Raw genomic sequence first — 18792 nt, forward strand, 5'->3', positions numbered from 1 at the left:
TGTGCCCATTCTTTCTGAAGCTCATGCATTGTTCCCACCTCCTCTTCAGCTTAACATCTGATAATCTGATTTTTGAAGAGAAAAGCTTGCTGATTCGTCTAATCATGTATCTCTATCTCGAAATAGAGCATTCATTTTTCAAAAAAAAGACTGTAGACCTCATCTACAGTCATAAAAATATTTTTGTGTTTTTGTTATAAATCAGCAACTGTTGTTCCTTCTCCGAAAATTGCCTCCCAATCTCCTGTAAAATCAGTCACTGCTTGGGCAATTGATGGCATTGCTAACGCTTGTTGAATAATATCAACACCCATTGTGGCTGCTTGACTGCCATTTTCCAAGGCGGCATTTACTTGACCAACATTCTTGAAACTAGCTGCCAATATTTTTGTTTCACTCTTTGTTCGAGCGATTTCTTCTGCCATTTCGAAAATAGCTTCCCGTGGATCGATATTCAAGTTTTCCATCCGATTAAAATACGGTGCGATATAATCCGCACCAGCTGCGATTGCAAGATAAGCCTGAAACTTCGTATAGATAGCTGTTGCAGTGACGTTAACACCGCGGCGTTTTAATTCTTTGATCGCCTTCAAGCCGGGTTCATTGACCGGAATCTTGATGAATACCTTTTGATCAATGTTTGCTAAGATCGTTTCAGCATCTTTGATAATTCCTTCATAGTCTGTTGCCACTACTTGTACATGTAATGAACGGTGTTCTCCAATGATGCCGCGAATTTCTTTCATGTGGTGGAAAAAATCTATTTTTCCTTCTTTTTTAACAATTGAAGGATTCGAAGTGACTCCCGCAATCGGTAAAAAATCCGCAAATTTCTTAATATCAGCAAGATTGGCTGTATCTAACATAAATTCCATCTTTGAAAACTCCCTTACTTTTTTGTATAGAACTAGCATAGCACCTTCAAAAAAAGATTTGTGCCTTCTCATTACAAAAAATGCGGAAAGCTTTTACGCAAGCCTTCCGCAGATAAATTTCTTAAGTGAATCGCACAAATGTGCATTTTGTAATTAATAAACTACTTTCGTTGATTCAGCCGTAAAATCTCTTGGGCCGTCTCTTGATCGGTAATCAATGTTTTAAGGTACCCTTTTTCCAGCAATGGAGCGATTGAACGAGCCTTCGAAACGCCGCGAGCAATTCCCACTGTTTGAGGAACCCTAGCTAGCTCAGCTAATGACAAGCCTATTGTTCGTTGATTTAAAGGTCCATTCAAAAGCTTTCCGTAGCCGTCATAGAAACGACAACAACAATCTCCTACTGCTTCACGTAATTTTAACTCCTCATAATCTGCCTGCGATAGCAAATCTCGCCACTGACTTTTATGATAGCTTAAAGGTCCACCAACACCTACAATGACTAAATCGAGTCGTTTCCAATATTCTTTTAGATCGTGGAAATATTTCGAATTGAAGATTCCTTCTGCTAGTTCTTTTGTTTCTTGAATAACTGTGGCATTTACAAATAAGCTTTGTCCATTCAATTTGCGGGCCAACTCATAGACCAGTGTATTCACATGATAGCGCGAATTAATATGACTTGGTCCACCGACTATCGGAACGACAGAAACATTTGACAATTGCTTTGGATCAATCCTGTTCACTGCTCTTCCAACGCTGGCACCCCAAGACAAGCCAATCACCATATCATCCGATAAATGACGACGAATCCAAGCACCGGCTGCTTCAGCTAACTGCTCTTCTTTAGCCTCTTCACTGTTGTCACTTTCATTTGGGACTATTTCAACGGCAGTCAGATTAAAGGCATGTTTTAACTGCTCTTCTAACTCAAACAGACTCGCATCAAAATGATTAATCTTGATCTCTACAATTCCTTCTGCTTTCGCTTGACTCAACATGCGGCTAACCGTTGTACGATAGATATCCAACTCTTTAGCAATCTGAGCCTGTGTCATTTCTTGTTCATAATACATATAGGCAATCTTAGCTAGCAGCTTCTTTTTATCCTCTTTCATATTCGATTCCTCCTATGAGAACCTCTTTTCCTATTCTAACAAAATATTATTTACTACGTCCGATAAAGCGTGTATCATTATTAATTAAATAAACGTACAGATGAAATGATCACATTAAGAATGTCAACTCTTCGCAGAATATTTAGCTAAAAAGAATTTCGACATTCAGATCCACCTAATTTCTCTCTTGAGAAAAATTTTATTGCTTTTAAATAAATAAGGAGGAAAATATATGTCAGTTGAAGCTGTAAAAGAGTACTTCTCACACTATGGAATGGCTGACCGGATTCAAGAATTCCCTGTCTCTAGTGCAACGGTTGAACTAGCGGCCCAAGCTCTAAATTGTGCTCCTGAACGCATCGCAAAAACTCTGTCCTTTAAACTAAAAAGAGCGGATAAAAGTATTTTGATTGTTACTGCCGGTGATGCAAAGATCGACAATGCAAAATTCAAAGCTACTTTTGGTGAACGTGCTCTAATGTTGAAGGCAGAGAAGGTAGAATCAACCATTGGACACCCAGTCGGCGGTGTTTGTCCTTTTGGAATCAATGATGGTATCGATGTTTTTCTTGATGATTCCTTAAAGCGCTTCGAAAGTGTTTATCCTGCTTGCGGTAGTTCAAATAATGCCATCGAACTGACCATACCTGAATTAGAAAAATATACACAGTTCAAGCAATGGATCGATGTTTGTAAAAATTGGGAATAGACAACGAGGCAGATTTTTGCCTCGTTTTTTATATAACCCCTTGTTCAATGATTCGACAGTCAGCCAAATATCTTTCCAGAATAGATCTGACTTCTGCTTGATCAATAACCGTTTCATCCTCAAATTGGTACCCAACCAATAATGCACGTGTTGTTTCCTCAGCAATCATCCCGCGTGTCGAATCAGATGTTGGGCTACCGAATGGTCCGGCATCGTCCGCTAACACCAAAAGATTTTCAATATTGACGGATTTTTTTCCAATCCCTGTATAACGTGCGCCTGCTTGTCCCACGGTCAATTGAATTGGTTCTGTGATTTTTTCTAGATCGTAGGCCCCAAATGGCAGTTTCCATTTTAATGAAAAATAGTTATTCAGATCAACGAGTGCATTAATCTGGTACAGTCCTTTTTGCTGAACAATCCGCCGCCATAAACTATCAGAAGACGGTCTAAAACGAGCAGGGTCTTTTCCTAACAGTTTATAAACTTTTTTTGTTGTGATAATCTGCGGATTTTCTTTAATAGTATCTAATGTGTCAGTTGATTCAATACTTTTTAATAAAGGATTCAACATTTCCTGCCAAATTTTCTCGTTGTGTGCTTCATTTTTAAACTCGATAACACTATAAGCTAGTGATACACCTTGTTCTTTCACTTTTGGATCAATCGCTAATTTCATCTTCTTCCCTCCGTTAGTTTCTGATTTGCTTTTCTCCTATTTTAAACGATTTCAAACGAAAGCAAAAGCTTACTTATTATTGTGTAGCTTCGATATAATAGCTTTATAGAAAGAGAGGGATACACTATGAAAATCACTTATCATGGTCACTCCGTTCTATCGATCATTACAGAAGACGGACAAAAATTGTTGTTTGACCCTTTTATTACAGGAAATTCTTTGACAGACTTAAAGACAAATGAAGTAGAAACGGATTGGCTCTTGATCACCCATGGACATAGCGATCACATCGGAGATATGATTCCAATTGCGAAACACAATGATGCCACAGTTATTAGTAACGTTGAAATCTGCAGTTTTGCAGAAAAAAATGGCGTGAATAAGACTCATGGTATGAATATCGGTGGAAAATTTGATTTTCCCTTTGGGCGAGTAAAAATGGTCCATGCTCAACATAGCTCGGGATATGAAGTAGATGGACAAATGATTTATATGGGTGAACCGGCTGGTTTTATTTTTCAGACAGAAGGTAAAACAATCTATCATGCTGGAGACACCTCAAATTTCGGGGATATGTCACTTTTTGGTGAGGCCTTTGATATCGATATCGCCTTTTTACCAATTGGAGATAATTTCACGATGGGACCATCTGAAGCGGCTAATGCTGCGAAACGTTTAAGGGCAAAAAAGGTTGTACCGATTCATTTCAATACCTTCCCGCTCATCAAACAAGATCCTGAAGCTTTTATCAAGCTATTACCAGAAAATGTCGGTAAGGTTATGGCTGTTGGAGAAACGATTACTCTTTAATTAAATTGAGACATGTGAGCAATTTTGCCGCATGTCTTTTTATCATTTCTACACTCTGTCAATCTGCTACAATAAAAGAGAACTATTTTAAATGAAAGGGGTACACTATGTTAAATTTTGAAAGTGATTATTTAGAAGGGGCGCACGAAAAAATCCTGCAACGCATGCTAGAAACAAATGAGGAAAAATTGAGCGGGTATGGACGAGATAAATATTCAGCCTCCGCTATTAACAAAATTCGTCAAGCATGTCATTGCCCTGATGCCGATGTCTTTTTCATCTCTGGTGGCACAATGACTAATGCTTTAGTGATCGCCTCTCTGTTAAAAAAAATTGAAGGTGTTATTGCTGCTGAAACAGGCCACATCGCTACACATGAGACAGGCGCAATCGAGTTTTCTGGACACAAGGTTTTGAGTTTAACTCCAACCAATGGCAAGATTTCAGCACAACAAATCCGTGCTTATCTTGAACAATTTTGGTCAGATGATAATAAAGAATTCATGGTTTTCCCAGGAATGGTCTATCTCTCCCACCCAACCGAGTATGGCACGCTGTATTCCAAACAAGAATTAAAAAATATTTCTGATGTCTGCCGCGAATACCAAATCCCCTTATTCTTAGATGGGGCTCGATTGGGCTACGGTTTAGCTAGTCCAGAATCTGATTTGACGTTGCCGTTAATTGCAGAGTATTGTGATGTCTTTTACATCGGAGGTACTAAAGTTGGGGCCTTATTAGGCGAAGCCATTGTTTTTACGAAAAACAACGTACCTGAATACTTTGTTGCCCATATGAAGCAACAAGGAGCATTATTGGCCAAAGGTCGATTGCTTGGGTTGCAATTTGATACCTTATTCACTGACCAACTGTATTTCGAGATTAGTCAACACGCTATCGCGATGGCAATGCGATTGAAGCAAGGATTGGCTGAAAAGAATTACCGTTTTTATTTAGAATCACCTACAAATCAGCAATTCGTTATTCTGGAAAATGAACAAATGGCGGAACTAAAAAAAGCAGTCGCTTTTAGCTTTTGGGAAAAATATGATGATACCCATACAGTGATTCGTTTTGCAACTAGTTGGGCAACGAAGGAAAAAGATATTGATGCTTTATTGGCATTATTATGAAAAAGGCGGCTCGGAATTCCGAGCCACCTTCAGTTTAAAAATTATAAACTGATTAAACGGTAGGTCAAACAAGCGATGTAACATTCATAACTCTCTGAAAAACGCATAACGTTATAACCTAATGCTTCACTAATTTTTTTAATTCGATACTTCACTGTATTTTTGTGAATAAACAGCTGTTCGCTGCAAATTTGAAAATCGGCTCCAGCATCTAATAAAAAACTGCACAACGTCATCAGCTGTTCCTTGCTATCCATAATCGGCGATAATACGCTCAGTGTCTCTTCCACTTCTGCTTCACCCGATTGAATCAGCTTACTCGCATTCGCCACTTGCCGGATCTCACTGATAGAAAAGCTCTTTTTCCCATGAAATAGTTTTGGCAATTGTAACGCAACTTTATTGACTAACTGATAGGTCGTTCTTACATCCATGGTGTTGCGCAAACGTGGACACAAAACGATACTGTCAATCATTTCTTGATAAGGACTTGTCCGCAGATAAGACTCCCCTAGCTCTAGCTCAGAATCATTATGACAATAATTTCCTAATAGTACGATCAATTGATCATCCATTAATTGAGCAACACAGGTCTTATAAAATTTTGAGGCGTAATCTAGAATATCCTGTCTTAATTTCTTTTCTTCTCTCAAATCGTTCAACTGTAGGAGCCACATCAAACCGATTCCCTTAACATCAATCTTCAAATGATTAGCCAGACGATACATTTTTTCGCTTTCATCACTCAAAATTGCCTGCACTAAAGCATACTCACTGATTTCTCCATGCTTCTTTCCCCAAAAATTCATCGCCACCTGCAGCAATTCAACGGATTGATTGCATTCAACCTCCGTCAATAACTCGTTCTCCTTTATTAAATAGAATCGCAGAAGACCGTTTTCTTTGTGATAAAGCTCTTTGTAAAAAATCGCGAAATCATTTTTTTGAACCTGTTTATCATCCTCCACTACGACTCGACGTAACAGTTGCTCTAGATCAACAGAAGAATTACGCGGCCATTTGACCTGATTAATCACCTCATTATCAGGATTAGTCAAAATGATATTCGTCCGTAGTAAGTCAGAAAGCAATCTCAATGTCACCTCGACTGTTCGCAAATGGTCTGGCAATAATGAGGCCTTCTCCAAAACCTCGTTTACAATATTTTCTGTCGGGCGACTCTCAAGAATTGCTGTCATCACTTCTACGATGACTTCACTATAGCGAAGCTGATTTTGATTTTTCGGCATTTGAATAATCACAAAATCTAGATCTTCTGCTGTTTGGATCACTTCTGATGATAATTTTGGAACTACGATCCCTACGTAATAGAGGACGATCCCCAGCACACCCATTTTATGTAACCGCCGAATTGTTTCACATTGCTTTTCTATGTCGTCTTTGATGCTGAAAAAAGAAGTCAGTGCTAACTCGCCAGAATGGTATTCATTTGTCTCAAGCAAAGTAACATAATCATCCATATCTGAAATATCCAAGAAAGATAAGGATGTGACCGTTTGATTTAAGCAATTTTGTCCACTCATTAACTGAGCTTCACGTAAAGATGGCAGCCCTAACAACTCTTTTAATTTAGCACCCACATTTATTCCTCCTTATTCCTATCAAAGTAAAATTAATATCGTTAAAATTTTCACATCAAATTTTATTTTTCTTCTAACATTATCAGATTCACTTTTTATTGTCTATCCATTTTTATTCAAAAATTATAAAATCTCTTTAATCATATGATGTTAGAAGCAGTTATATAGGAAATGGGACAAAAAAAGATAGGCTTTCGCCTACCTCGAAAAATATATCTTCTCTTATTTTACTGCAGAGTCAGATTCTATAATTTTCCCAACAATTCCGTAATCTTTTGCTTCTTCGGCTGACAGCCAAAAATTACGATCTGTATCTTTTTCGATTTGCTCCAATGTTTGACCAGTTGCTTTGGCAATCAATTTGTTTACACGTTTACGCATACGTAAAATTTCTTTTGCCTCGATCTGGATTTCAGTTGATTGACCTTGTACACCACCTGCTGGCTGATGGATCATATATCGTGTATTTGGCAGACTATAGCGATCCTTTTTGTCTGCAGCCAAATAGATTGTAATTCCCGCACTTGCAACCCAACCAGTCCCAATCATTTTCACTTTCGGCTTAATGAAACGGATGACGTCATGGATCGTATCACCAGATTCCACATGACCGCCTTGACTGTTGATAAACATCGTGATGGGATCATCACTGACAGCAGATAGATAAAGCAATTGCTCTGTCACGGACTTCGCCAAGTCCTGGTTAATTTCTCCGTAAATCAATATCGTGCGCTGCTTCAATAATTTTAACATCATCGGATTTTTTTCTTCCGATTTCTCCAATTCTTCCTCGGCTAAAAATTCATTCATATGAACGTCCTCCTTTTCTTCTAAAACCAGTATAGCTAAAAAGAAGAGGAATGAACAGAATAAGCCTATAATCAATGATATTCTGTACCAATAAGGTTTCTATGCTAAACTATGAATGAAAAAATAGTTATTAGTAGCGAAATTCTATTATCTATGGGATGATAAATCGTATTTTGTGAATAGAAAGGGGATTTTCGTGACCTATCGGAATAAGCCTCCATCACCATCACTGTCTCCAGAGAGATAACCTTTCTCATATTTCAGTAAGTTAAAAAAATTAAGACCTTAATAGAAATAGGAGCAATTTGTATGATTGAGGAAAAGAAAAGCTTTATCTCATGGCCTGTACTTGCCATGATGTCATTTGTTACAGTCATCGGCTTTGATGATATTATTTATAATTTTGCTAATCAAGGATTAGGTGTGATCACTTCTTGGATAATTTTACTGCTATTATACGTGATTCCCTATTCTTTAATGGTTGGCCAATTGGGTTCTGTTTTTAATCATGAAGGCGGCGGTCTGACCTCGTGGGTTCGAGGAACCAGCGGTGATCGTTTAGGTTATTTCACTGCCTGGACCTACTGGGCAGCGTCAATTCCTTATGTAGTTGATACTGCCAATGCCGTTGTTGTCGGCTTTGGTTGGTTGATCAATGGAAATGATTCAATGGAAGACAAAATGTCTAATTCGATGTTTGCCTTATTAACCTTCTGTGTTTTCCTAGCTTTTATTTTCTTGCAACGTCATTTTAAAAAATCACTAGAAGTATTGAGCACATTAGGTGGCGGCGCCATGTTCATCATGGCAATCTTATTCGTCTTCATGACGTTCGCTTCATTGTTTATGCCCAATGGACACATTGAAACGCAGCCAATGAATCTTGGAGCTGTCATACCGAAGTTTGATCTTCATTATTTGACTACGATTGGTCTTTTAATCTATGCCATTAACGGAGCCGAACTGGTTGCTCCATTTGTCACGCGGATGCGTAAACCGCAACGAGAATTTCCCAAAGCCATGATTATGTTGACCGTGATGACAATTTTCTTAACAGTTTTTGGTTCTTTCTCATTAGGCGTCTTCTTCAATGCGCATCACCTGCCAGATAACTTAAAGATGAATGGCTCTTATTATGCCTTTCAGCGTTTGGGAGAGTTCTTCCATTTAGGCAATACTCTGATGTATATTTTTGCCGTTACACAAATTATTTATATGTGTGCGTTGCTAGCCGTCTTACTAGATGCTATGACGCGTATGCTGATTTCTGATACTGGTAAACAATTCATGCCAAAAAAATTAACGAAATTGAACGCTGAAGGCTTACCAATCAACGGCTACATTTTAACCACAGCCTTAAGTGCGTTTATTCTATTATTGGGCGTTTTCTTACCTGAAATGAATGACATTTTCAATTGGTTATTGAATCTTAACGGCATCATTTCGCCAGGTGTAACTTGCTGGATTTTCTATGCCTTTATTCGGATTCGTCTAGATAGTCAAAAATTTCAATCAGACTATGTCTTCATTAAGAATGATCGAATGGCCGTGTTTGTTGGCGGCTGGTGTTTAGTTGTTACTATTATCGCTACTTTATTCGGTGTTTTACCACAGGATGCCCCTTATGGTTCAAGCCTGTTTTGGCACGAACTAATTATCAATATTGTTGGAATCGCTGTGCTGATTGGTTTGGGCTTCATTATGCCAACCTTAGCTAAACGTGAACGAGAAAAAACGACATAATATCTAGCTATCAGACTATACACCACTTTCTTTTAAGGAAGTGGTGTACAGTTTTTTTTACTATTCAAAAAAAATCCCACTCATGGTAAGATGATGTCTAAATAAGAATTAATTATTTTTTAATCGAAATCATAGAAACGGGTGAATAGTATGTTGTTGGGGTCATTGGTAAATTGCCTTGCGATTATGGCTGGAAGTTTTTCTGGTATCATTTTACGAAATATTACGGAACAAACGAAAGATACAGTAACAAAAGGGATTTCTTTAGGGGTTGTTGCATTGGCCATTCAAATGTCGTTACAAGCAAGTTCTTTTATCATTATCATCATCAGTATTTGCCTTGGGGGAATGATCGGCGAATTTCTAAAAATCGAAGACTCCATGACACGCTTAGGACTTTTTCTTGAAAATCGTTTTGCTCGGGGCAATAGCAACTTCGCAGAGGGCTTTGTCACTGCAACTTTGATTTATGTCATTGGCTCAATGGGGATTATTGGAGCTATCGAAAGTGGCGTTACCGGTAACCACCAGACCCTATTTACTAAAGCGGTAATGGATGGCTTCATGTCCATCATGCTGACTGCTTCACTGGGCATCGGTGTTCTGTTCTCGGCATTTCCAGTTTTGATTTATCAAGGCGCTATCACGATTTTTGCTAGCGTCATTGTTCGTTATTTACCTACAGAGCTGCTAGATAGTCTAATGAATGAAATCAGTGCAATCGGCGGTTTGATGATCTTAGCCATTGGCTTAAACGTCATGAAACTGACCAAGATTCGTGTCTCTAACTATTTGCCAGGTATTCTCGTTTTGATAGCTATTATGGTCGTACAGTATTATTACTTTTAATAAGCAGATGAAGGGAGCTTTCCTTCATCTGCTTATTTTTTTTACCAGATAATATTTTGTTGTGCCTATCATCGGAACATCTTCCAGTTCGCCAAACACCTCATACCCTTGCTTTAAATAGAAGCCTAATGCTTGATAAGCTTTTGTCGTTAAAGTAATCGTCGTAACTTGGTGTTTTAAAGCTACTTGTTCCATTTTAGCCAACAATTGACTACCTATACCGTCTTTACGATAAGCTGGATCAACAGCTAATAATGAAATGTGCATTGTCTGATATTGCTTTTTCGCTGTGATTCCACCAACTATATGCTTATCCTCCTTCGCACAAAAAGCCCATTCAGACGCATCGGGTTCAGGTTCCGATGCAAAAAAATCAACCTGCTGCTGATCCAATATTTCTAATAATCTATCTGTAACCTCACCCTTAGTAACAGCTTGGATCTTCATTGAGGAGTCCTCCTTTCCAACGAAACATTTCAATACACTATTTACATTTCTCTAACTCATTCATGCTTTAAACCCCTGTGGAATTCAATCAAAAGAAATGAAATAAACAGCTTAAAATTTTAGTTCCATCTTCATATCTGCTTCGATATATTTATTTTGAGCTACTGGTACCTCTTTAAAACCAAACTTTTCGTAAAGGTTAATCGCTGGCAATAACCTTCGATTTGTATATAGAAAAACAGTAATTGCTTTTCTTTGACTTGCAAATTCCAAAGATTTCTCCATCAGCAGATTTCCGATTTTTAAACCTTTATAGCCTTCCGTTACGGCTAATTTGGCTAGTTCGAAGCTCCCATCTTTCTGTCTTATCATAGCAACAGTTCCAACGATTAGACCATCACAAAGGGCAAAGAAGATCATTCCACCATTGTCTAAAATACTCCTATGGGGATTATTTATGATTTCTAAGTCTGCTGGTTCAACAGAAACATATTTTTCCAACCACTCCAATGAAAGTCGTTTAAACTGTTCGGCATACTTATCTTCCCATTCAATAATTTTAATAGCCACCATAAAATCGTCCTCCCCTAACCCTTATTTAATACAATACTTCAATTATAATGGACTGCTTAGTTTTTTTTCAAATGTAATTGAACAGTTTCTGCTTTTCCAATAACAAAAATCTTCGTAATTTTCTGTTCATTAAACATACTATCTGTTTTATTGGCACAATTTCGTGAATTTATCCATCAACGAGGTGTATACTGAAGTCAATTAACACTTAGAAAGAGGATTTATTATGACTGATTATCTGAATGAGCTTGAAACATTTTGGGATGAGTTTGCCGAAGAATATGAAGCGATTCAACAAGAATCAATATTTCCCATTGCTGAAGAGCTGCGAGATTTTTTACTAGCAGAAAATCTCCTTCCCTGCCAAACTTTTTTGGATCTTGCTGGAGGTTCCGGTCGTTATTTATCTACATTAAAAGCATATGTAGAAAAATATGATCTTGTAGATTTATCAGCGGAAATGTTGAAACTTGCAGCTGCTAAATCTAGTAGTACTGTTCAGTTGATCAAAAACGATCAAAAAAGTTTCTTATCACAGAATAAACAGCGTTATGGCATTGTTTTTTCAGCCATGAATCCTGCTTTACAAACAAAAGAAGAGCTACTCGATTTTTGCCAAGCAAGTCATGATTGGTGTTTGATTTTACGTGTTATAACAGACGAGGATCAGCTCTTCTCGCCTTACGAGGAGATAAACTCTGATTTGTTATTGAATGAACGTTATAAAGCATTTTTAAATGAGCTGCACATTCCATATCTTACAAAAAAATTTGCGTATACAAATTCTGAAGATGTCCCTCGTGATTTTTTTCAGGAATACTTTTTGGGGGAGTTTTCTCCAGTGGAATTAGCTAAAATCACCGAGAAAACCTTTGGGAACAAACAACAAAAAATGAATCAGCAGTCACTCGTCTTTGAATTGATTTATTTTCACGTACCAAAGACTTATAATGAGAACGGATTTTAATATCAAGGGGGATTTTTAATGGAAGAAAAAACGTTTCAACGAATTAAAGATTTAACGGAACTGCAAGGAACGAGCGGTTTTGAAGAAGATATTCGCGACTATCTGCGAACTGCTATCACGCCTTTAGTAGATGATGTGCAGCAAGATGGTTTAGGCGGAATTTTTGGTCTGCGTCAAGCTGATGAAAGCAAACCACGTGTGATGGTTGCAGCTCATATGGATGAGGTTGGCTTCATGTTAACAGAAATCACCTCGCGCGGATTATTCAGGGTTGTGCCTTTAGGTGGTTGGAATCCTTATGTGGTTTCTGCTCAACGCTTTACTCTAAAAACTAGCAAAGGTAATTATCCATGCATCTCTTCTTCTGTGCCCCCACATTTGTTACGCGGAACAAACGGACAAGGACAGGTTAAAGTTGAAGATATTCTTTTTGATGCTGGATTTGAATCAAAGGATGAAGCTTTGGCTTACGGTGTTCTTCCAGGCGACACGATTGTTCCGCAAACTGAAACAATCAAAACCGCGAATGGAAAAAACATTATCAGTAAAGCTTGGGACAATCGCTACGGCTGCACTGTCGTTTTGGAAGCCTTAGAGGCACTGCAAAAAGAAGAACTAGATTATACGCTGATCGCTGGCGCAAACGTGCAAGAAGAAGTCGGCTTACGTGGAGCAAAACCGGCTGTTACAAAATTCAAGCCAGATTTATTCTTTGCAGTTGATTGTTCAGCCGCTGATGATCTAGTGACAACGAATGGGACTTTTGGCCACTTAGGCGAAGGGACGCTTTTACGTATCCAAGATCCCGGTATGATCCTATTACCGCGGTTACGGGAATATCTATTGGACACTGCCGAAACACACAATATTCCTTATCAATACTTTGTTTCTAAAGGTGGAACCGATGCCGGCGCTGCTCATACGGCAAATGAAGGAATCCCAAGTACCGTTATTGGTGTTTGTGGTCGTTACATTCATACCCATCAAACCATGTTCAGCATTGCAGATTTTGATGCTGCTCGGGAAATGCTAATCCACGTTTTAAAGGGCTTGGACGAAAGCACAATCAACACAATCATCAAAGGAAAATAGTCGCTTAAGAAAAATTAAATAACTTCAGATAAATCGAGATTATCAAGGCTTTCCTAACTTATTTGATGACTTTATTAAGTGAAACCAGCATTTTTCTTGCAATCAAAAATCATTTCCGTTAAGATTTAAACATATTAATAACTCCTTAGGGGAGTAACCGGCAACGTTGTTGTTGTGATATCAACAGTAAGTTAACCAGCGATGGTTTTCTGGTATCGTATGAAATGGTGAGACCTAAGACAAGTTTAAACACTTGCCTTAGGTCTCTTTTTGTCAGTTTTTCTTCACGCTTCAGCGTGATTAGAAAAATGATATGCGTACGAAAATAAATTCCTTTTTTCGTTTTTTGAAAAAGGATTTCGTAAATATTGAGCTAGCCACTATTAACGGATTAGTCAATCACACGCACAGAACAGTATCAACTGCCAAAAGTTACGAATCAAGTGAAATAAAAATTATTGGAGGCTATAAATTGACAAAACACGTGTACCAACAAGAAACAGACGGATTAATGAAAGACTTGAATACCTCACCAGAAGGTTTGAGCCAAACAGAAGCTCAACAGCGATTACAAGAAAATGGTTCAAATCAATTAAAAGAAGCGAAGAAAAAATCCTCGCTAACTTTATTTTTAGAAACCTTCAAAGACGCGATGGTGATTGTCTTATTGATCGTTGCCGTTGTTCAAATGATTATGGGAGCCCACATTGAATCAATCGTTATTTTTGCTGTGTTATTACTTAATTCAGTCGTAAGTGTCATCCAAACAAAAAAGGCTGAGGGCTCATTAGATGCTTTGAAAAAACTTTCTGCACCTGATGCTAGTGTTCTTCGTGGTGGACAGGAGCAAAGTATTCCGGCTAAAGAAATCGTTACTGGAGATATCGTTATTCTAGAAGCTGGTGACTATGTGCCAGCTGACGGGCGATTGCTCGAAGCCGGATCGCTAAAAGTTGATGAGGGGATGCTGACTGGTGAATCGACACCAGCTGAAAAAGAAATCAAAACATTTGGTAATGATGTCCCTATTGGTGATCGTATCAACATGGTCTTTAGCGGAACAATCGTGACTTATGGTCGCGGGAAATTTTTAGTAACTGCTACAGGCAATGATACTGAGATTGGTCAAGTCGCTGGTTTATTAGAATCAACGACCGAACAAAAAACACCGCTTCAACGAGGATTAGACAGTTTCAGTAAGAAATTAAGTATGGCGATTTTGGTTCTATCTTTAGTGATCCTAGGTGTTCAATTATTGCGCGTTTTCTTAGATGGTTCAGCCGATATGACGCAAGATATTGTCAATGCCTTTATGTTCGCTGTCGCCGTAGCCGTAGCGGCAATTCCCGAAGCGCTGCAATCAATCGTTACAATCGTTCTTTCATTAGGAACAAAGAAAATGGCGAAACAGCATGCGATCATTCGTAAGCTGCCTGCGGTAGAAACACTAGGCTCAACGAGTATTATTTGTACTGACAAAACAGGGACCTTGACACAAAATAAAATGACCGTTGTTGATCACTTCTTAGCCGACGGACAAAGCGGAGAATTTTCAAATGATCCCAAGCAATGGGAAGCAGATGAACAACGTTTAATCGAAATTAGCGTTCTAGCCAATGATGCAACGATTAGTGAAGACGGGACAAAATTAGGCGATCCAACGGAGATTGCATTGATCGATTATAGCGAAGAACAAAACCAATCGTATCGTGACTTGCGTAAGAAATATCCACGACAGGCGGAACTGCCTTTTGACTCTGATCGTAAATTAATGTCAACACTTCACACGATCGATCAACAAAAAACCATGGTAACGAAAGGTGGCCCGGATATCGTTTTTGAGCGCAGCTCGAAAGTGTTGCTTGACGGACAGGTTGTCGATTTTACACCAGAGCTTAAAGCACGTTTCCAAAAACAAAACGAAGCTTTTTCTGAGCGGGCATTACGTGTATTGGCCTTTGCTTATAAAGAAGTAGCAACGGATTCGCTAACGTTAGATGATGAAAAAGATCTGATCTTAGTCGGATTGCTGGCAATGATCGACCCGCCGCGGGAAGAAGTTTTCCAAGCAGTTGCTGATGCCAACTCTGCCGGTATCCAAACAGTGATGATCACCGGTGACCATAAAACGACTGCTGTTGCCATTGCGAAAGAAATTGGGATTTTCCAACAAGGCGATCTTGCATTGACTGGTGCTGAATTGGATCAATTGAGTGAAGCTGAGTTAGCCGAACAATTAGAACAAATCACGGTCTACGCTCGTGTCTCACCAGAAAACAAAATCCGAATCGTCCGTGCTTGGCAGGACAAAGGCAAAATCTCCGCTATGACTGGCGATGGTGTCAATGATGCTCCAGCCTTGAAGCAGGCAGATATCGGAATTGCGATGGGAACCGGAACAGATGTTGCGAAAGATGCTGCCGCGATGGTTCTAACGGATGACAACTTTGCTTCAATCATTAAAGCCGTCGAAGTTGGACGAAATGTTTTTGATAATATCAAAAAGGCTGTTGCTTATCTATTTGCTGGGAATTTAGGTGCGATCATCGCAATCATCTTTGCCTTAGCAATTGGTTGGGCAAATCCCTTTACCGCTTTGCAGCTACTTTTTATCAATTTGGTAAATGATTCACTGCCGGCAATTGCTTTAGGCATGGAAAAAGCGGAGCCAACGATTATGAAGCGTCAGCCACGGGATCCAGATAGCGGGATTTTCACTGGAAAAACATTGATTTCTGTAACCTATCGAGGGATTTTGATCGCCATTGCCGTGATTACTGCTCAATGGATCGGAAATCTGCAATCAGCTGAAATGGGAGTCGCGATGGCCTTTTCAACCTTGATTTTAAGTCGGACACTACAAACTTTTGCAGCTCGTTCCAACACGCAAACTTCTATACAAGTTGGTTTATTCTCCAATAAAATGGTTTTGCTGGCAATTCTTGTTTGTGGTGGATTCTTCAGTCTGACATTATTACCAGGGTTACGAGAAGTTTTCGCTATTCCAGCAACCTTTGCTTTGAAGGAAATTGGTTTGGCTCTAGTTCTAGCGATTTCAGCAGTTTTATTGATGGAAATCACTAAGATGATCATAATAAAAGTTCAAGAACCAAAAACAAAGGCACAATTGAATAAATATTAAGCTAGATCAACCGCATGAAAAAACCGACATCAAAATTCTGATGTCGGTTTTTAGCTTATAATAATTGTTGCAGATAACGTTGAATTCGCGGATTGTCACTTTCAAAGAAAGCCTGACTGCTGCCGCTAAAAGTAACTTGTCCTTCTTCAAGGAAAACGATTCGATCTGCTACCTTGCGAGCAAACTCTAAATGGTGAGTTACAACAATTTGGCCGTTTCCTGATTCTGCTAAATCCTTGATTACTTGCAGCACTTCTTGTGCCAACTCTGGGTCTAGCGCACTCGTTGGTTCATCATAAAGCATAAACTCCGGTTCCATTGCTAATGCACGAGCAATCGCTACCCGTTGCATTTGTCCACCAGATAATTGTTTTGGATGCTCGTTTGCTTTGTCTAATAATCCGACCTTTGTCAGTAATTGCTCTGCCTGCGTCTTTGCTTGCTCTTTCGAAATTTTCTTCACCTGTGTAGGACCCTCCATGACGTTTTGGAGTACCGTCAAGTGAGGAAAAAGGTTATAGGCTTGGAAAACGATACTGAAATGTCCACGATATTCCTTCAATTGACGAAAGGATAGATTTTGTGGGAAAGAAAGATTGTCCTGATCGATTTTGATTCTGCCGCTGTCTGGTGTCTCCAATAAATCGATCGAACGCAACAAAGTACTTTTCCCTGAACCCGAAGGTCCTAAGATAACAGTTGTCTCTCCGGGTTGAAAGGTTAAATCAATTTCCTTTAACACTTGATTATCATTAAAGCTTTTATTTAATTTCTCGATGGTTAACATGTTGCTTCCCCCTAATAGACCATCCGTTTTTCAAGTACGGACTGCAAATAATTCAAGAAGGTACAAAACACTAAATAATAGACCGCCACCATGCAGTAAAGCAATAATGGTTCGTAAGTGCGAGCAGCGATTCGTTGAGCAGTCATAAAAATTTCTACAATCGTGATACTTGCTGCCAACGAGGTATCTTTGACGAGACTAACAAAGTTGTTGGACAAGGGCGGCAAAGCGATCTTAAAAGCTTGCGGCGCAATAATACGATACAAAATCTGCCAACGGCTCATCCCTAAAGAAGCGGCGGACTCATATTGACCCTGAGGAATCGCTAGTAAAGCGGAACGAATGTTTTCAGAAGCATACGCGCCGGTATTCAATGAAAAAGTCAAAATCGCTGCAGTCCATGCGTCCATTTGGATTCCTACAGAAGGGAGTCCAAAAAAGACGATAAATAATTGGACTAATAAAGGCGTTCCGCGGAAGACCCAAACATATAGGAAAAAGATTCCATTTAAAATGCGATTTTTTGAAATCCGTGCTAAGGCAGTGATTAATGCCAAGACCATTCCCAAAGCGAAAGAAATCAGAGTTAAGGGAATCGTCATTTTTAAGAGTGCCCAAAACAACGGCAGCGCTGAGCTTTGAATAATATCAATTGTTCGTTCCATTTTACTTAGTCCTTCCCTCTATTTAGAAATGTCCTTCTTGAAATATTTTTCTGATAGCTTCGTCAAGGTACCATCTGCTTCTAACTCTTTGATGGCCTTATCGACTTTCTCAGCTAATTCTTTATCATCTTTATGGAACATTGCGGCTACTTCTGTGGCTTCATCCGAAGTTTTAACGATTTTGATTGGCGCATTTGGCTTTTGATTCAAATAATCGTAATAGGTCACATCATCGTTTAAAGTAGCATCTGCACGATTGTCGCCAACCAGTTCCACTGCCTTACTAAAACCATCAACACTGGAGATCTCTGCACCAAGATCTTCTGCCATTTGAGCGTAGTTACTAGTTAATGACTGAGCGGAGGTTTTGCCCTTCAAATCAGCGAAGTCCTTAATCTCATTATTGTCTTTATTTACGATCAATGCTGGATGAGAAACTGAATACGGTGTACTAAACAAATATTTTTCTTTACGTTCAGGGGTGATCGACACTTGGTTGAAGATCACATCGGATTTATTTGCATCAAAGGCTGCTAACATCGAATCCCAAGGTGCTTCCACAAATTTAACTTTGTAGTTGATTTTTTTCGCCACTGCTTTTGCGACATCCACATCGTAACCAGTCAACTTATCATTATCATCCCGAAAAGAAAATGGTGAATACGTTCCTTCTGTTCCTACACGCAAAACCTTTTCCGAGTTTGCTTCACCATCACCTTTTGACTGGCAGCCTGCCAAAAACAAGGCACCGACGACTAATAAACTAGCAACTACAATAATTGATTTTTTCAT

Annotated in this window: 18 protein-coding genes; 8 read left to right on the forward strand and 10 right to left on the reverse strand. The window is 39.0% G+C overall.

The genetic code is table 11. The features are described from left to right. Positions 1-194 precede the first annotated feature (194 nt). Both OMU_RS16225 and OMU_RS16230 read right to left on the reverse strand, forming a co-directional pair. Positions 195-875: a fructose-6-phosphate aldolase gene (locus OMU_RS16225; protein ID WP_016180948.1), complete on the reverse strand. Its 681-nt coding sequence runs from the start codon at positions 873-875 to the stop codon at positions 195-197. Between the two features lie 161 nt (positions 876-1036). After that, positions 1037-1993 (reverse strand): sugar-binding transcriptional regulator, encoded by a 957-nt coding sequence (locus OMU_RS16230; RefSeq protein WP_016180949.1) that lies wholly within the window; start codon positions 1991-1993, stop codon positions 1037-1039. A 232-nt stretch (positions 1994-2225) separates the two neighbouring features. Here OMU_RS16230 and OMU_RS16235 point away from each other — a divergent pair, with 232 nt between their 5' ends. Continuing rightward, positions 2226-2702 carry a YbaK/EbsC family protein gene (locus OMU_RS16235; RefSeq protein ID WP_016180950.1) on the forward strand — a complete coding sequence of 159 codons (477 nt, stop codon included), beginning with the start codon at positions 2226-2228 and terminating at the stop codon, positions 2700-2702. A gap of 28 nt (positions 2703-2730) precedes the next feature. On the opposite strand, the gene OMU_RS16240 is transcribed toward OMU_RS16235, so the two are convergent. Continuing rightward, entirely contained in the window at positions 2731-3381 is a 651-nt protein-coding gene (locus OMU_RS16240; RefSeq protein ID WP_016180951.1) for a B3/B4 domain-containing protein, read from the reverse strand. Between the two features lie 126 nt (positions 3382-3507). Between OMU_RS16240 and OMU_RS16245 the strand changes: the two genes are divergently transcribed. After that, positions 3508-4191, forward strand: a complete 684-nt coding sequence (locus OMU_RS16245) for a metal-dependent hydrolase (protein WP_016180952.1) — start codon at positions 3508-3510, stop codon at positions 4189-4191. A gap of 107 nt (positions 4192-4298) precedes the next feature. Beyond that, positions 4299-5324, forward strand: coding sequence for a threonine aldolase family protein (locus OMU_RS16250; RefSeq protein ID WP_016180953.1), 1026 nt, complete (start codon positions 4299-4301; stop codon positions 5322-5324). A gap of 41 nt (positions 5325-5365) precedes the next feature. On the opposite strand, the gene OMU_RS16255 is transcribed toward OMU_RS16250, so the two are convergent. Continuing rightward, on the reverse strand, positions 5366-6925 hold the full coding sequence (locus OMU_RS16255) for a PucR family transcriptional regulator (protein ID WP_016180954.1): 1560 nt from the start codon (positions 6923-6925) through the stop codon (positions 5366-5368). A 222-nt stretch (positions 6926-7147) separates the two neighbouring features. Continuing rightward, complete coding sequence (locus OMU_RS16260; protein WP_016180955.1) at positions 7148-7735, reverse strand: ATP-dependent Clp protease proteolytic subunit; 588 nt, start codon at positions 7733-7735, stop codon at positions 7148-7150. Positions 7736-8044: 309 nt separating this feature from the next. Between OMU_RS16260 and OMU_RS16265 the strand changes: the two genes are divergently transcribed. Next, positions 8045-9478 (forward strand): amino acid permease, encoded by a 1434-nt coding sequence (locus OMU_RS16265; RefSeq protein WP_016180956.1) that lies wholly within the window; start codon positions 8045-8047, stop codon positions 9476-9478. A 150-nt stretch (positions 9479-9628) separates the two neighbouring features. Continuing rightward, complete coding sequence (locus OMU_RS16270) at positions 9629-10327, forward strand: DUF554 domain-containing protein (protein ID WP_016180957.1); 699 nt, start codon at positions 9629-9631, stop codon at positions 10325-10327. Between the two features lie 24 nt (positions 10328-10351). Here the strand turns inward: OMU_RS16270 and OMU_RS16275 are convergent, their stop codons facing one another. Next, positions 10352-10774, reverse strand: a complete 423-nt coding sequence (locus OMU_RS16275; protein WP_016180958.1) for a GNAT family N-acetyltransferase — start codon at positions 10772-10774, stop codon at positions 10352-10354. A gap of 111 nt (positions 10775-10885) precedes the next feature. Further along, positions 10886-11347: a GNAT family N-acetyltransferase gene (locus OMU_RS16280; protein WP_016180959.1), complete on the reverse strand. Its 462-nt coding sequence runs from the start codon at positions 11345-11347 to the stop codon at positions 10886-10888. Positions 11348-11573: 226 nt separating this feature from the next. Between OMU_RS16280 and OMU_RS16285 the strand changes: the two genes are divergently transcribed. From OMU_RS16285 to OMU_RS16295, 3 genes are all read left to right on the forward strand, one after another. Further along, positions 11574-12314 (forward strand): methyltransferase domain-containing protein, encoded by a 741-nt coding sequence (locus OMU_RS16285; protein WP_016180960.1) that lies wholly within the window; start codon positions 11574-11576, stop codon positions 12312-12314. Positions 12315-12332: 18 nt separating this feature from the next. Beyond that, a complete protein-coding gene (gene pepA, locus OMU_RS16290; protein WP_016180961.1) occupies positions 12333-13406 on the forward strand; it encodes a glutamyl aminopeptidase in 1074 nt (357 codons plus the stop codon). A gap of 472 nt (positions 13407-13878) precedes the next feature. Next, complete coding sequence (locus OMU_RS16295; RefSeq protein WP_016180962.1) at positions 13879-16548, forward strand: cation-translocating P-type ATPase; 2670 nt, start codon at positions 13879-13881, stop codon at positions 16546-16548. A gap of 55 nt (positions 16549-16603) precedes the next feature. On the opposite strand, the gene OMU_RS16300 is transcribed toward OMU_RS16295, so the two are convergent. Genes OMU_RS16300 through OMU_RS16310 form a run of 3 tightly spaced genes read right to left on the reverse strand, consistent with a single transcriptional unit; the run spans position 16604 to position 18792 of the window. Next, complete coding sequence (locus tag OMU_RS16300; RefSeq protein WP_016180963.1) at positions 16604-17335, reverse strand: amino acid ABC transporter ATP-binding protein; 732 nt, start codon at positions 17333-17335, stop codon at positions 16604-16606. Positions 17336-17346: 11 nt separating this feature from the next. Next, a complete protein-coding gene (locus OMU_RS16305; RefSeq protein ID WP_016180964.1) occupies positions 17347-18000 on the reverse strand; it encodes an amino acid ABC transporter permease in 654 nt (217 codons plus the stop codon). Positions 18001-18018: 18 nt separating this feature from the next. After that, entirely contained in the window at positions 18019-18792 is a 774-nt protein-coding gene (locus tag OMU_RS16310; RefSeq protein WP_016180965.1) for an amino acid ABC transporter substrate-binding protein, read from the reverse strand.

The sequence above is a fragment of the Enterococcus avium ATCC 14025 genome (assembly GCF_000406965.1).
Taxonomy (GTDB): Bacteria; Bacillota; Bacilli; order Lactobacillales; family Enterococcaceae; genus Enterococcus_A; species Enterococcus_A avium.

What these genes read in the sequence shown, in the direction of transcription:
- OMU_RS16225 (WP_016180948.1), bottom strand. Translation starts at nt 875, where the DNA reads ATGGAATTTATGTTAGATACAGCCAATCTTGCTGATATTAAGAAATTT.
- OMU_RS16230 (WP_016180949.1), bottom strand. Translation starts at nt 1,993, where the DNA reads ATGAAAGAGGATAAAAAGAAGCTGCTAGCTAAGATTGCCTATATGTAT.
- OMU_RS16235 (WP_016180950.1), top strand. Translation starts at nt 2,226, where the DNA reads ATGTCAGTTGAAGCTGTAAAAGAGTACTTCTCACACTATGGAATGGCT.
- OMU_RS16240 (WP_016180951.1), bottom strand. Translation starts at nt 3,381, where the DNA reads ATGAAATTAGCGATTGATCCAAAAGTGAAAGAACAAGGTGTATCACTA.
- OMU_RS16245 (WP_016180952.1), top strand. Translation starts at nt 3,508, where the DNA reads ATGAAAATCACTTATCATGGTCACTCCGTTCTATCGATCATTACAGAA.
- OMU_RS16250 (WP_016180953.1), top strand. Translation starts at nt 4,299, where the DNA reads ATGTTAAATTTTGAAAGTGATTATTTAGAAGGGGCGCACGAAAAAATC.
- OMU_RS16260 (WP_016180955.1), bottom strand. Translation starts at nt 7,735, where the DNA reads ATGAATGAATTTTTAGCCGAGGAAGAATTGGAGAAATCGGAAGAAAAA.
- OMU_RS16265 (WP_016180956.1), top strand. Translation starts at nt 8,045, where the DNA reads ATGATTGAGGAAAAGAAAAGCTTTATCTCATGGCCTGTACTTGCCATG.
- OMU_RS16270 (WP_016180957.1), top strand. Translation starts at nt 9,629, where the DNA reads ATGTTGTTGGGGTCATTGGTAAATTGCCTTGCGATTATGGCTGGAAGT.
- OMU_RS16275 (WP_016180958.1), bottom strand. Translation starts at nt 10,774, where the DNA reads ATGAAGATCCAAGCTGTTACTAAGGGTGAGGTTACAGATAGATTATTA.
- OMU_RS16280 (WP_016180959.1), bottom strand. Translation starts at nt 11,347, where the DNA reads ATGGTGGCTATTAAAATTATTGAATGGGAAGATAAGTATGCCGAACAG.
- OMU_RS16285 (WP_016180960.1), top strand. Translation starts at nt 11,574, where the DNA reads ATGACTGATTATCTGAATGAGCTTGAAACATTTTGGGATGAGTTTGCC.
- pepA (WP_016180961.1), top strand. Translation starts at nt 12,333, where the DNA reads ATGGAAGAAAAAACGTTTCAACGAATTAAAGATTTAACGGAACTGCAA.
- OMU_RS16300 (WP_016180963.1), bottom strand. Translation starts at nt 17,335, where the DNA reads ATGTTAACCATCGAGAAATTAAATAAAAGCTTTAATGATAATCAAGTG.
- OMU_RS16305 (WP_016180964.1), bottom strand. Translation starts at nt 18,000, where the DNA reads ATGGAACGAACAATTGATATTATTCAAAGCTCAGCGCTGCCGTTGTTT.
- OMU_RS16310 (WP_016180965.1), bottom strand. Translation starts at nt 18,792, where the DNA reads ATGAAAAAATCAATTATTGTAGTTGCTAGTTTATTAGTCGTCGGTGCC.